This is a genomic window from Oenococcus kitaharae DSM 17330, from assembly GCF_000241055.1.
Lineage (GTDB): Bacteria > Bacillota > Bacilli > Lactobacillales > Lactobacillaceae > Oenococcus > Oenococcus kitaharae.
Genome location: NZ_CM001398.1, coordinates 1,644,008 through 1,655,616, shown reverse-complemented (window position 1 = coordinate 1,655,616; position 11,609 = coordinate 1,644,008). Strand labels below are relative to the sequence as shown.

The following is an 11,609-nucleotide window of genomic DNA, read 5'->3' as shown; positions in this document are numbered from 1 at the left end:
TTACTTAAAGGGGAGATCATGAAAATTGACGGTCACACACATACAGAATTATGTCCTCACGGAAGCCGAGAATCGACAGAAAAAATGATTCAAAAAGCGATTCAACTGGGTTTTGACCACTATTGCATTACGGAGCACGCGCCATTGCCGCTGGCTTTTTCCCAACGTTATAAAGGCAATCCGCTGGGCCTGTCAACAGCGTCGCTCGCTTGGGAAGATTTAGATGCTTATTTCGATTTAGCCGAAGGGCTGCAAAAGAAGTACGCCGATCAGATTCAGATTTCTGTTGGCTTCGAGGTAGATTATCTGCCGGGTTTTGAAAAAGAAACACGGGCCTTTTTAAACCAATACGGCCCGCGGACACAGCAGAATATTTTATCGGTTCATTTTATGGCTGGAACTGATGACGCCATGTGGTGCCTGGATTTTGATACCGATGATTTTCAGGCAGCCTTTTCGTCATTGCTATCGGATCCGCAAAAGCTTTATGCACGTTATTTTCAGTTGGTCTACGGTTCTGCAGCGGCTGATCTGGGCCCTTATCGACCGCAGCGGATTGGCCATATGAGCTTAATTAAAAAGTATGCTGATTTTTTTAAACTGCCTGATGATTTTGGTGCAGACAGCTTAGCCTTGATTAACCGAACGCTGGATTTATTAGCCAAACAGGGTCGGGAATTGGATTTCAACACCGCTGGCCTCTATAAAACCTATTGCAATGACTTTTATCCCGGCCGGCAAATCTGTCAATTAGCCCAGAAAAAAGGCATTCCACTGGTCTTCGGTTCTGACGCACATGCCATCAGTGAAGTTGGCCGCGGCTATCATTTAACACAAATGTTGAATTAACCCTTGACATTTTAAATTAATGACGTTAAGCTACTTGCAATCACTTAAGTAAGACAATTGAATTTGCACAAAAATAATGATTAGAAGAGTAGTTATCGACCGCTCACAAAGAGAGTTCCCGCCGCTGGAAAGGGGATTGACGTGGATAACGAAACACATCTATGAATTAATAGACTGAAAGAGCAGCTGTTCGATTAAGTTTATTCGATCGGGTCGTTATCCCGTTGATTTATTCAACATGAGGTTTATTTCGCGAGAAATAAACGAATTGAGGTGGAACCACGGTTATTCGTCCTCTTAGCATTTTGCTAAGAGGATTTTTTTATATCTAAAAGGAGGCAGAGGATGCACAAAATCAATTTGCCATTAGGCACACGCGCAGAATTTGGTGAAGGCGCGTTAAAAAAACAGACAGTGATTGCTGATTTGCATCGCTGCCTTCAAGCAAGAAATTTTATGAAGGTCGATACGCCTTTGCTGGAGTATCAAGAAGTTTTTGCTAATTTTGATCTGAAACAAATGCGGACTTATCAGCTGCTGGACAAAAATAATCAGACGGTCGTTTTGCGGCCGGATCTGACTTTGCCGATTGCACGCCTATTAGCAACAACGAATATCAAATTACCGGAAAAGTTTTATTATGTTGGCGATCTTTTCAAAATTGCCAAAGAACTCTCTGGCAGAAATAATCAGATGACGCAAGCTGGTATTGAACTGGTTGGCTATACCTCGATTAAAGCTGAGTTAGAATGCCTGCTGCTGATTAATCGGATTAGCCGTAAGTGGCTCGATGGCCGCGTGAAAATCGAGATCGGCCATGCACGTTTTGCTGACGACCTGCTGTCAAGCCTGACAATTGACGAAGATTTAAAACAGCAGATCAAGCAAACTCTGTTTCATAAAAAAATTCCTGAATATGAAAACTTGATTGCTCTCTTTGCAGATCGTCCAGTCTATCCTTTCTTACAAAAATGGCCGCGTCTATTCGGCAGCATCCAAGCTGTTGCGCAAATGCTTAAAGGTATTGATTTGACGCCCTCAGCCAAACGTGCCTTAACAAAAGTCATGACTGTGGCAGATTTGATCGCCAAGATTCCCGGTCAAGAAGTCATGATCGATTTAAGCGCTGCACCGCCTCAGCAATATTATACAGGCCTGACTTTCAAAGGTTTTGTCGATGACCTGCCAGATTATCTCTTCAGCGGCGGCCGTTATGATCAACTGCTGGCGGATTTTCAATCACAAGCTGAGGCTGCAGTCGGCATGGGAATTGATATTGATCTGCTAGCTGAGCGCATTAAACTGCCGGAAAAACAGCAGCGGAAAACTTATTTATTTTTCCAAGCTGATCAAGCGGCGCAAGCTGCCAAAATATTAGCTGAACACAATGACCTTGTTCTTTCCCTGGAAGATGATTGGCAGACAGCGGCACGCAAGGCCCATGCAATTGGTGCTGATTTGCTGAAAATAAATGAAAAGGGAGAGGTAGAACATGTCTTTGAAAATAGCTTTGACTAAAGGGCGCGTTGAAAGCAGTGTGATACCACTACTGGAGAGTGCCGGCATTGATTGTCAGCCCTTAAAGAATAAGCAGCGTCGCCTGATTGTCCATACACCGGATCAGCGATTTGAATTCGTTTTAGCTAAAGGACCAGATGTGACAACTTATTTAAACGCTGGCGCCGTGGACATTGGCATCGTCGGCAGCGACATTCTCGTTGAACAGCAGAATGATCAATATGAGCTGCTGGATTTAGAAGTCGGGAAATGTCAGTTCGTCTTGGCATCAACTGCTGATTTTAATGCAGACAGTCCAAAGAGAAAAATCATCGGCAGCAAATACCCGATGATCACGAAAAAATATTTTCAGTCAATCGGCCAAGATGTAGAAATTGTCAAGATTGAAGGATCAGTTGAACTGGCACCTTTGATTGGCCTAGCCGATGCGATTGTCGATATTCGTGAAAGCGGCCGGACATTGCGGGACAACCATCTGAAGGTATTTGATTATTTGGACAAAGTTTCGACACGATTGGTTGTGAACCGCATGTCTTTAAAACAGCATCCCCAGGAAATATTTGATTTAGTCGACCGCCTAAAAGCAGCCGTGGCAGCAAAAAGAGAACAACAAAAGGAGATTATCAGATGAAAATTTATGAAAAATCACTGGCAGAAATGAAACAGATTGCTAAAAGCTACACAAAACAAGCTAGTGATCCGCAGGTTGAAAAAAGAGTGGCAGACATTATTGCGAACGTGAAAGAACGCGGTGATGCCGCTCTAAAAGAGTATGCTAAAGCCTTCGATGGTGTAGCACTGGACAATTTGCGTGTTTCTCAAGCACAAATTGATGCGGCTTACGATGGCCTCTCAGATGATCTGAAATCGGCTTTGGAATTAGCTAAGAAAAACATTATCAGCTATCAGTCGATGGAAGTACAAAACGGCTTTATCGACAGCAGCAAAAGCGGTATTATTCGCGGCCAAAAAGTGACGCCGCTGCAAAGAGTCGGCCTATATGTTCCTGGCGGCACGGCTGCTTATCCATCGACGATTCTCATGAATGCGCTGCCGGCCAAGATCGCCGGGGTTGATGAAATTGTCATGGTAACACCACCGCAAAAGGAGGGCTTGTCGCCGGTCGTCCTGGCAGCTGCCAAGATTGCCGGTGTCAGTGCCATTTTCCAAGTCGGCGGTGCTCAAGCTATCGCAGCTCTGGCCTTTGGTACGGAGTCAATTGAAGCGGTTAATAAGATTGTCGGTCCAGGCAATATTTATGTGGCAACGGCTAAAAAACAAGTCTTTGGCCAAGTCGCCATTGATATGGTGGCCGGCCCTTCGGAAATTGGGATCCTGGCTGATGATACAGCTGATCCGGTAGACCTGGCTGCTGACTTGTTGTCACAAGCCGAACATGATCGGCGTGCACGTGCCATGCTGGTCACCGACAGTAAAGATTTGGCTTTGGCTGTCAGCCAAGAAGTCGGCCGGCAGTTAGAGACGCTGCCAAGAAAAGCTATTGCACAGGCAGCTATTGAAGATCGCGGTTTTATTGCTGTGATGCCATCCATTCCGGATATGTTTGCCTTGATGAATGATTTAGCACCAGAACATTTGGAAGTTCAGCTGGAAAACCCGATGCAGTATCTCAGCGACATCCGGAATGCGGGATCGATTTTCTTAGGCAAATATGCTTCTGAACCCTTGGGCGATTACGTAGCTGGTCCCAATCACGTGCTGCCAACAGGCGGGACAGCTAAGTTCTCCTCACCGCTAGGTGTTTATGATTTTGTGAAGACCAGTTCCTTTGTCCAATTTTCTAAAGAAGCCTTGCAAGAAGACTTGGCAGCCATTACAGCCTTAGCGCGTGCCGAAGGCCTAGAGGCCCACGCCCGTGCGGTCGAGTCACGGTTTAGAGGGGTAACAGCCAATGAGAACAGCTGAAATAACTCGTAAAACAGGCGAAACTAACATCACGATTGCATTGAATCTTGATCAGCAGACTGGGATTGTGATTGATACTGGGATTGGTTTTTTCGATCATATGCTGACACTGTTTGCCAAACACGGCCGCTTTGGCCTGCAGGTCAAAGCAATTGGTGATTTACAAGTGGACGCACACCATACAGTCGAAGATACAGGAATTGTCTTGGGCGAATGTTTTAAAAAGGCTTTGGGCAATAAGGAACAGATTGAAAGATACGGTACCGCTTTTGTTCCGATGGATGAGACCTTGGGACGCGTCAGTGTTGATCTGAGCGGCCGGTCCTATCTCGTCTTTAAAGCAGAATTTGACAATCCGCGTTTAGGCAGTTTTGAAACGGAAGTTGTCGAGGATTTCTTCCAAGCAGCTGCTTTCAGCGCTGAAATGAATCTTCACGCAGAAATTTTATACGGGCGCAACAGTCACCATAAGATTGAAAGCCTGTTTAAAGCTTTTGGAAGAGCCATGCGCCAAGCTGTCACGATCAATCCGGAGATTCAAGGTGTCAATTCAACGAAAGGAGTAATCTGAATGCTGACGATCATTGATTACGATGCCGGCAACACCTACAATTTGCAAAAAGCCTTCCGCTATTTAGGTATCCAGACTGAACTAACTGATGATCCAAAAAAGATCCTCGCCAGTCAGGCTTTAATCCTGCCTGGCGTTGGTGCCTTTAAAGCTGCTATGGCTGTTTTAAACAAAAAAGGCCTGACAGCTGTTTTGCAAAAAGCCGCTAGTCAGGGGATGCCGATCTTAGGTATTTGCTTGGGCATGCAATTGTTGTTCGATAGTTCCAGCGAATACGGTTTTAGCCAAGGCCTGCACTTAATTCCTGGCAAAGTGGTTCAATTACCGGAAAAACCCAGTTTCAAAATCCCGCAAATGGGCTGGAATCAAAACTATCTGACACAGGCGAATCAAGACTTTCAGATTTTGGATCAGGCATATACCTATTTTGTTCATTCTTATTATGTACAATGTGCGGACGAGTATGTTCTGTCGCAAGTTGATTATTCGGTTGCTGTGCCGGCGCTGGTTGAAAAAGATAACGTCTATGGGATGCAGTTTCATCCGGAAAAAAGCGGTCAAGTCGGTTTGTCGCTTCTGGAAATCTTTAATGAAAAGGTGGCTGGCTGATGATTTATCCGGCAATTGATTTACAGAACGGTCAAAGTGTCCGCTTGTACCAAGGCGATTTCAAACAACAGGTGCTAGTCGCAAACGATCCTGTTAGGCAGGCAGAAAACATCAATCAAGCAGGTATCCGACAGCTGCATTTGGTGGATTTAGATGGTGCTAAAGAGGGGCAGCCCAAGAATTTAGCCATGATTCAATCCATCCGAGCGGCTTTTAATGGACGCATTGAGCTAGGTGGTGGTATTCGCAGCATGGCACAATTGGAAAAATATCTGCAGCTCGGCATCGATCGCATCATCATTGGTTCGGCTACGGTCGAGAATCCTGCGTTTGTTAAAGAAGCTTTGGCAAAATTCGGCCCTGACAAAATTGTGATCGGCGTTGATGGCAGCCAGGGGCGCGTGGCGACTGAAGGCTGGCTGGAACAATCGAAGGTTCTTATGGTTGACTTGATTGCAACCATGCGTGCCGCGGGAGCTAGACAGTTTATTGTGACTGATGTGACCAAAGATGGTACGATGCAGGGTCCTAATTCGGCGTTATTGCTGAAATTACAGGCAGCGTTTCCGGACTGCAGCATGATTGTGTCGGGCGGTATCCGGAATTTGGCAGATATTCAAGATTTGTTTGCAAAGGACCTGACAGACATGATTATTGGAAAAGCCTTATTTGAGGGTGCTCTAACCTTACAGGAAATTGCGGAGGCGGAAAAAAATGTTAGCTAAACGAATTATCCCTTGCTTGGATATTGATGATAACCGCGTGAAAAAGGGCGTTAACTTTTTAAATTTAAAAGATGTCGGTGATCCGGCTGAAATCGCAGCTGAATATGAACGGCAAGGCGCCGATGAATTGGTCTTTTTGGATATCACAGCGACCAATGAAAAACGCGGTACGATGATCGACGTTGTCCAGCGCGTTTCCAGCCAGGTTTTTATGCCTTTAACTGTTGGCGGCGGTATTTCTAATTTGGCGCAAATGCAGGCTTTGCTAAAAGCCGGTGCTGATAAAATTTCTTTGAACTCAGCGGCTATCGCTCATCCGGAATTAATTCAGCAGGCCGCTGAAAAATTCGGCCGACAATGTGTTGTTGTGGCGATTGATGTTAAAAAGGATCCTGATAGCGGCGAAAAAATGGTTTACAGCCGCGGCGGTAAAGAAAGAACCAGCCTTAAAGCGGTGGATTGGGCAAAAAAAGCGGTCGCTTTAGGTGCTGGCGAATTATTAATCACAAGTATGGACCAGGACGGCACAAAAAAAGGCTTTGATATTGCCTTATATCAGAAAATCAGTGCGTTGGTTAATGTACCGATTATCGCTTCAGGTGGTGCCGGCAGCATTGAAGATTTTAAACAAATCTTTAGGCAGACGGATGTCGCCGCGGCCTTAGCAGCGTCTGTTTTCCATTATGGACAATTAACGATTCCGGAAGTTAAGCGGCAATTAACCGCAGCGGGGGTAGCAATACGATCATGAAACCAGATTTTAAAAAAGGCTTATTAACAACCGTCGTCATCGATTCCAAAACACGTGCGGTTCTGATGGTAGCTTGGATGAACGAAGAAAGTTACCAGCTGACTTTAAAAAGCCGCCAGACTTGGTTCTGGTCGCGGTCTCGCCAGAAACTGTGGCACAAAGGCGAAGAAAGCGGACACACCCAGCAGGTCAATAAAATGACTTTGGATTGTGACCAAGATACTTTATTAGTCGAAGTAACACCCAATGGCCCAGCTTGCCATACGGGACACATGAGTTGTTTTTTCAATCAAGTTGATTTAGATAAAGGAGAAGAACATGCAGGACTTGGATGAGCTATACGCATCAATTTTAAAAAGAAAACAGGCGCCTAAGGCAGGCTCCTATACGGATTATTTGTTCGACAAGGGTTTGGACAAGATTCTTAAAAAAGTCGGTGAGGAATCGACAGAGGTGATTGTGGCCGCAAAGAACCCCAAGCGTGACGAACTAATTTATGAAACGGCTGATTTGCTCTATCACTTGACGGTTCTGCTTGTAGAGAAACAAGTATCTATGGACGACATTAAAGCTGAATTGGCCAAACGCGAGGGGTTATTGAGCAAAACACAGGACCGGCCAGAAATTAAAGACTTGTAATATAGGAGAAAAATCATGAAAAAACAAATCCAGTCTCTTGAAAATTACACGCCGCCAATTGCCTTAGAACAATTGAAAGAGAAGTTCGGCATCGACAAATTGGCACTTTTATCAGCTAACGAAAATCCTTACGGCAGTTCGCCGAAAGTCAAAGATGCGATCCTCCACTGGCAGTTTGAGCAGAGCAATCGTTATCCAGATGGCAATGCCAGTCAGTTGCGGGCTGCTGTGGCTGATAAATTTTCTCTCGATCCGAAACAACTGGTGTTTACGGCTGGTTTAGACGAGATGATTCTCATGTTTTCCCGCGTCTTTTTAGAACCTGGGGATGAAGTCTTGCTGACGGAACCAACTTTTTCAGAATATGCCCTTCAGGCACAGATTGAAGGTGCCAAAGTTGTTAGTATCCCATGCCGCACAGATAATGGCGCTTACGATTTCCCGGCTTTCCTTAAAAACATTAATGAAAAAACAAAGCTCATCTGGATCTGCAATCCGAATAATCCAACTGGCAGTTTTGAAACACTTGCGGATCTGACCGCGTTTATCAAACAAGTTCCGAAAAATATCTTAATTCTGATTGACGAAGCTTATATTGATTACGTGACAAAAGAGGCAGTCGCCAGTGCAATAGGACTCCTCTCTCAGTTTGAAAACCTGGCCGTTCTGCGGACTTTTTCTAAAGCATACGGGTTGGCTAATTTTCGAGTTGGCTATGCTGCGATGTCTTTGCAAAACGCTGCTTACATGCAGGCTGTTCGTCTGCCTTATAACCTCAGCAGCCTCTCACAGCTGGCCGCTTTAGCCGCATTTAAAGATCAGGATTTTGTCGCTGAAACTGTGCGAAAAAATCAACAAGAACGGATAAATTGGGAACACTTTTTGCGCGGATGCCAGATTTCTTTTTATGCCAGTCAGGCCAATTTCATCTTTTTCCAATACCCTCAAGCTGACAAACTGGCTCAAACGCTTCTGCTGGCCGGTTTTCAAATCCGTCAAGGCCTACAAAAGGGCTGGCTGCGTGTGACCATCGGCACACGATCGGACAATCAAGCTATTCAGAATATAATAAAGAAGGAATTAGCAGTCAATCAACCGCGTTAGGAGAAACATGGCTTTTTTGGAGTTGAATTATTATTCTCAGGTACTTGGTATGAACCAGCCGATGGCTGCGATTCTGCCTGAACAGTCCGGCTATACGCCTGATTGGACCAATGATCAATTACAAGATCTGCCTGTCTTATACCTGCTGCATGGTATGTCAGGCAATCAGTTGGATTGGCAGAGGAAGACTGAAATTGAGCGTCTGCTGCGTCAGACTAAATTGGCAGTTATCATGCCAACTACGAGCCTGGCCTGGTATACAAATACGACTTATGGTTTAAATTATTTTGATGAATTCGCTAAGGAACTGCCAGTCAAAGTCGCTAGCTTGTTTCCACAAATTTCTAAAAAACGCGAGAAACATTTCGTTGCCGGCGTTTCGATGGGCGGATACGGTGCCTACAAATTAGCTTTTGCGACTGATTACTTTGCTTATGCGGCTTCATTATCGGGTGCTTTAATCGAGGATACGAATTATCCTGGATTTCTAGAGATGGAAAAACCCAGCTATTGGCGAGGAATTTTCGGGGATTTGAGCCGTTTTCCAGGATCAGAAAATGATATTTTTGCTTTAGCGGAAAAACAAGCTGCTAAAAAAGAAACGTTGCCAAAATTATTCAATTGGGTCGGCCAAGAAGATTTTCTCTACGAAGCTAACCAAAAAGCTGTCAGCCGTTTGAAAAAATTAGGCTACGATATCGATTATCACACGAACCCCGGCGAACACGAGTGGTACTACTGGAGCCGGCGGATTGAAGATGTACTGAAGTGGCTGCCGATTAATTATCAAGCAGAAAAACGTCTATCTTGAATCCGGCTGCTGCTAAGCCTGTCGGCGATTAGCACGAACGATGACGAAATTCAGCAGCATGACAGCGGCTGCGGCAAAGAAAATACTGCTGTAACCGAATTGGTTGGCGAAGAATGATCCCAGCATCGGCCCAACAATATCACCACTGGCTTCAAATGATTGGCTGTAGCTGAATACGCGGCCATAAATCTCTTTAGGAACCTGTGCCATTGCCGTCTGCACTGAAGGCAGTAGAGCGGCATCGGATATGCCAACTAGAAAACGCAAAAAGGCCAACAGCCAGACGCTGCGAGCAAACCCCATTGGAATAAAACAGATCATGGCAAAAATAAGTCCGAATATTAAAACTTTGTATGGGCCGACGTGGTCAATTAAACGGCCGAAGCGCTCAGCAACAATCAAAGTCGCAATACCGGGTGCAGCTGCCACAATACCGCTCATCAAAGAGACGCCGCTGCTGCTGGTCATCATGTGGCCGATGATTAAGCTGATAATTGGGGTGATGGTTGTAACCGCTACTTGAATAAACATTGTTGTGATCATAATGGCGAGGATATATTTTGGATGCGGAATTGATTTGATTGTTTGCAGGATGCCTAATTGCTTGCTGCTGGTATTAGCATGAAAATTTTCTTTGACAAAAATCAAGGTCAAAATTGTGATTGCGAACATGCAAAAACCAATGATGTAAAAAGATAGACGATATCCCCAAAACTCAGCGATGACACCGCCGATCAGCGGTCCGACCAAAGTCCCGGAAACGCCGCCTGTCGCTAGCATCCCTAAGGCATGCCCACGATGGTCTTCAGAAGTGATGCCAGCCAGCAGGGCTGTTGCGTTATTGATATAGCCTGAAAAGGCACCTTGAATCGCACGAAGGACAATGACTTGCCAAATGCTGCCGGCAAAACCAATCGTTGTAATTGTTAAGGCCATGACGCCGGAAGCCCGGATACACATGAGCTTACGTCCTTTTTTGTCGGACAAACGGCCCCAAAAAGGGGAAACAATTGCCTTGGCGAGAAATGTGATTGAAAAAGCGATGCCGCTTAGCAATGTTAAAGTTTTCGTATTCACAGGGTCCAACTGACGGAAAAAAAGCGGCAAAAAAGGCATTGTCATTGAATTTCCCAAATTGGTAATAAAACAGCCGATCCAAAGTACGATTAAATTTATCTTAAAGGTTCGTTTGGCCAAAAAAATCCTTTCAATTATGTCAAAAAACTATCAGCAAATTTTCAAACGGCTTATGTCGTTTGATAGATGAAAAATTAGTTATATATTGCATGATAGTTCATTTGAGGATTCTTGAAAAGATTTTCACACAAAAAATCAGGGCAGATTATGAACAAACTCAGCGGCTAATTTTTTGTAACCCCGTTCCTGATTAACTTTGGCCAATAATTCTTGATCATGAGTTGAAGCGTAACCAGTTGTCAACAATTTCTGATATAAGTCTACATATGGATAGTCATTAGCTCTTGCAAAGGCCAGTTCTTTATCAATATCGAAGGGAATGCGGCGAAAATCAAAATCAACAATTCCTTTCTCAGTAACTGTCAGCAGCAGATAGCTGGCATCACGATTTCTTAGAAAATGCGGCCGCGTGAACCACGTTTGCCCCACAGAACCAGGATTCAAGACAAGCTGGCCGCTGCTTGTGTATCGCCATAAAGGCATATGAATATGTGCAAAGAGCGCCGCATCTACAGTTGGGTCTGTCACGATCTGATCAAAGTTTTTCTGATCAGCGGTTGCCAGTAATTCATGACCAAAATTTTTGTTGGGAAGATTATGAGAAAGTGCAAAAACACGATCCAAGACATGCTTGCGAGCCGTCATAGGCAGAGCCCTCAGCTGGTCATTGCGTTCCTTGGAAAAACGCTGGTAATCATAGCGTGCCAGCATCAAGAAATAAACGTCGCCTGGATCTGACAAATCTATTTGCGACTTATCCATCACTTCGTTGTAGCTTGCTTCCCAATTGCCCATGAGATATTGGGTGGTATTAACGCTTTCTAATAATTGAAAACATTCTTCAGACCTGGTCCGCCAAATGCGATATCACCTAAGGACCAAAATTCATCTGCACCAGCCTCTTTAGCA

General features: G+C 44.7%; 14 protein-coding genes and 1 other annotated feature. Of the genes, 12 read left to right on the top strand and 2 right to left on the bottom strand.

Annotated features, from left to right (window positions below; genetic code table 11):
• Positions 1 to 18: 18 nt before the first annotated feature.
• The 12 genes from hisJ (at position 19) to OKIT_RS08290 (ending at position 9,503) form a co-directional block, all read left to right on the top strand.
• A complete protein-coding gene (gene hisJ, locus OKIT_RS08345; RefSeq protein ID WP_007746905.1) occupies positions 19 to 849 on the top strand; it encodes a histidinol-phosphatase HisJ in 831 nt (276 codons plus the stop codon).
• 67 nt (positions 850 to 916) lie between these two features.
• Positions 917 to 1,149: a binding site (T-box leader), on the top strand.
• Between the two features lie 45 nt (positions 1,150 to 1,194).
• Positions 1,195 to 2,367, top strand: coding sequence for an ATP phosphoribosyltransferase regulatory subunit (locus OKIT_RS08340; RefSeq protein WP_007746903.1), 1,173 nt, complete (start codon positions 1,195 to 1,197; stop codon positions 2,365 to 2,367).
• On the top strand, positions 2,342 to 2,998 hold the full coding sequence (hisG, locus tag OKIT_RS08335; RefSeq protein ID WP_007746901.1) for an ATP phosphoribosyltransferase: 657 nt from the start codon (positions 2,342 to 2,344) through the stop codon (positions 2,996 to 2,998). The genes OKIT_RS08340 and hisG overlap by 26 nt, the downstream gene beginning before the upstream one ends.
• Positions 2,995 to 4,293, top strand: a complete 1,299-nt coding sequence (hisD, locus tag OKIT_RS08330) for a histidinol dehydrogenase (protein WP_007746899.1) — start codon at positions 2,995 to 2,997, stop codon at positions 4,291 to 4,293. The genes hisG and hisD overlap by 4 nt, the downstream gene beginning before the upstream one ends.
• On the top strand, positions 4,280 to 4,864 hold the full coding sequence (gene hisB / locus OKIT_RS08325; protein WP_007746897.1) for an imidazoleglycerol-phosphate dehydratase HisB: 585 nt from the start codon (positions 4,280 to 4,282) through the stop codon (positions 4,862 to 4,864). Before hisD ends, hisB begins: the two co-directional genes overlap by 14 nt.
• Positions 4,865 to 5,473 (top strand): imidazole glycerol phosphate synthase subunit HisH, encoded by a 609-nt coding sequence (gene hisH, locus OKIT_RS08320; protein ID WP_007746895.1) that lies wholly within the window; start codon positions 4,865 to 4,867, stop codon positions 5,471 to 5,473.
• Positions 5,473 to 6,198 (top strand): 1-(5-phosphoribosyl)-5-[(5-phosphoribosylamino)methylideneamino]imidazole-4-carboxamide isomerase, encoded by a 726-nt coding sequence (gene hisA / locus OKIT_RS08315; RefSeq protein WP_007746892.1) that lies wholly within the window; start codon positions 5,473 to 5,475, stop codon positions 6,196 to 6,198. Before hisH ends, hisA begins: the two co-directional genes overlap by 1 nt.
• Positions 6,188 to 6,949, top strand: coding sequence for an imidazole glycerol phosphate synthase subunit HisF (hisF, locus tag OKIT_RS08310; RefSeq protein WP_007746890.1), 762 nt, complete (start codon positions 6,188 to 6,190; stop codon positions 6,947 to 6,949). Before hisA ends, hisF begins: the two co-directional genes overlap by 11 nt.
• Positions 6,946 to 7,284 (top strand): phosphoribosyl-AMP cyclohydrolase, encoded by a 339-nt coding sequence (gene hisI / locus OKIT_RS08305; protein WP_007746888.1) that lies wholly within the window; start codon positions 6,946 to 6,948, stop codon positions 7,282 to 7,284. Before hisF ends, hisI begins: the two co-directional genes overlap by 4 nt.
• Positions 7,268 to 7,588: a phosphoribosyl-ATP diphosphatase gene (hisE, locus tag OKIT_RS08300; protein WP_007746887.1), complete on the top strand. Its 321-nt coding sequence runs from the start codon at positions 7,268 to 7,270 to the stop codon at positions 7,586 to 7,588. The genes hisI and hisE overlap by 17 nt, the downstream gene beginning before the upstream one ends.
• A gap of 15 nt (positions 7,589 to 7,603) precedes the next feature.
• Positions 7,604 to 8,692 (top strand): histidinol-phosphate transaminase, encoded by a 1,089-nt coding sequence (hisC, locus tag OKIT_RS08295; RefSeq protein WP_007746879.1) that lies wholly within the window; start codon positions 7,604 to 7,606, stop codon positions 8,690 to 8,692.
• Between the two features lie 7 nt (positions 8,693 to 8,699).
• Complete coding sequence (locus tag OKIT_RS08290; protein ID WP_007746871.1) at positions 8,700 to 9,503, top strand: alpha/beta hydrolase; 804 nt, start codon at positions 8,700 to 8,702, stop codon at positions 9,501 to 9,503.
• A 12-nt stretch (positions 9,504 to 9,515) separates the two neighbouring features.
• On the opposite strand, the gene OKIT_RS08285 is transcribed toward OKIT_RS08290, so the two are convergent.
• Together OKIT_RS08285 and OKIT_RS08280 are read right to left on the bottom strand one after the other, a co-directional pair.
• A complete protein-coding gene (locus OKIT_RS08285) occupies positions 9,516 to 10,700 on the bottom strand; it encodes an MFS transporter (protein WP_007746870.1) in 1,185 nt (394 codons plus the stop codon).
• A 135-nt stretch (positions 10,701 to 10,835) separates the two neighbouring features.
• Positions 10,836 to 11,495, bottom strand: a complete 660-nt coding sequence (locus OKIT_RS08280; RefSeq protein WP_007746869.1) for a metallophosphoesterase family protein — start codon at positions 11,493 to 11,495, stop codon at positions 10,836 to 10,838.
• Between the last annotated feature and the right edge of the window lie 114 nt (positions 11,496 to 11,609).

What these genes read in the sequence shown, in the direction of transcription:
- hisG (WP_007746901.1), top strand. Translation starts at nt 2,342, where the DNA reads ATGTCTTTGAAAATAGCTTTGACTAAAGGGCGCGTTGAAAGCAGTGTG.
- hisD (WP_007746899.1), top strand. Translation starts at nt 2,995, where the DNA reads ATGAAAATTTATGAAAAATCACTGGCAGAAATGAAACAGATTGCTAAA.
- OKIT_RS08280 (WP_007746869.1), bottom strand. Translation starts at nt 11,495, where the DNA reads ATGGGCAATTGGGAAGCAAGCTACAACGAAGTGATGGATAAGTCGCAA.
- hisF (WP_007746890.1), top strand. Translation starts at nt 6,188, where the DNA reads ATGTTAGCTAAACGAATTATCCCTTGCTTGGATATTGATGATAACCGC.
- hisA (WP_007746892.1), top strand. Translation starts at nt 5,473, where the DNA reads ATGATTTATCCGGCAATTGATTTACAGAACGGTCAAAGTGTCCGCTTG.
- hisI (WP_007746888.1), top strand. Translation starts at nt 6,946, where the DNA reads ATGAAACCAGATTTTAAAAAAGGCTTATTAACAACCGTCGTCATCGAT.
- hisH (WP_007746895.1), top strand. Translation starts at nt 4,865, where the DNA reads ATGCTGACGATCATTGATTACGATGCCGGCAACACCTACAATTTGCAA.
- hisB (WP_007746897.1), top strand. Translation starts at nt 4,280, where the DNA reads ATGAGAACAGCTGAAATAACTCGTAAAACAGGCGAAACTAACATCACG.
- hisE (WP_007746887.1), top strand. Translation starts at nt 7,268, where the DNA reads ATGCAGGACTTGGATGAGCTATACGCATCAATTTTAAAAAGAAAACAG.
- OKIT_RS08290 (WP_007746871.1), top strand. Translation starts at nt 8,700, where the DNA reads ATGGCTTTTTTGGAGTTGAATTATTATTCTCAGGTACTTGGTATGAAC.
- hisJ (WP_007746905.1), top strand. Translation starts at nt 19, where the DNA reads ATGAAAATTGACGGTCACACACATACAGAATTATGTCCTCACGGAAGC.
- OKIT_RS08340 (WP_007746903.1), top strand. Translation starts at nt 1,195, where the DNA reads ATGCACAAAATCAATTTGCCATTAGGCACACGCGCAGAATTTGGTGAA.
- hisC (WP_007746879.1), top strand. Translation starts at nt 7,604, where the DNA reads ATGAAAAAACAAATCCAGTCTCTTGAAAATTACACGCCGCCAATTGCC.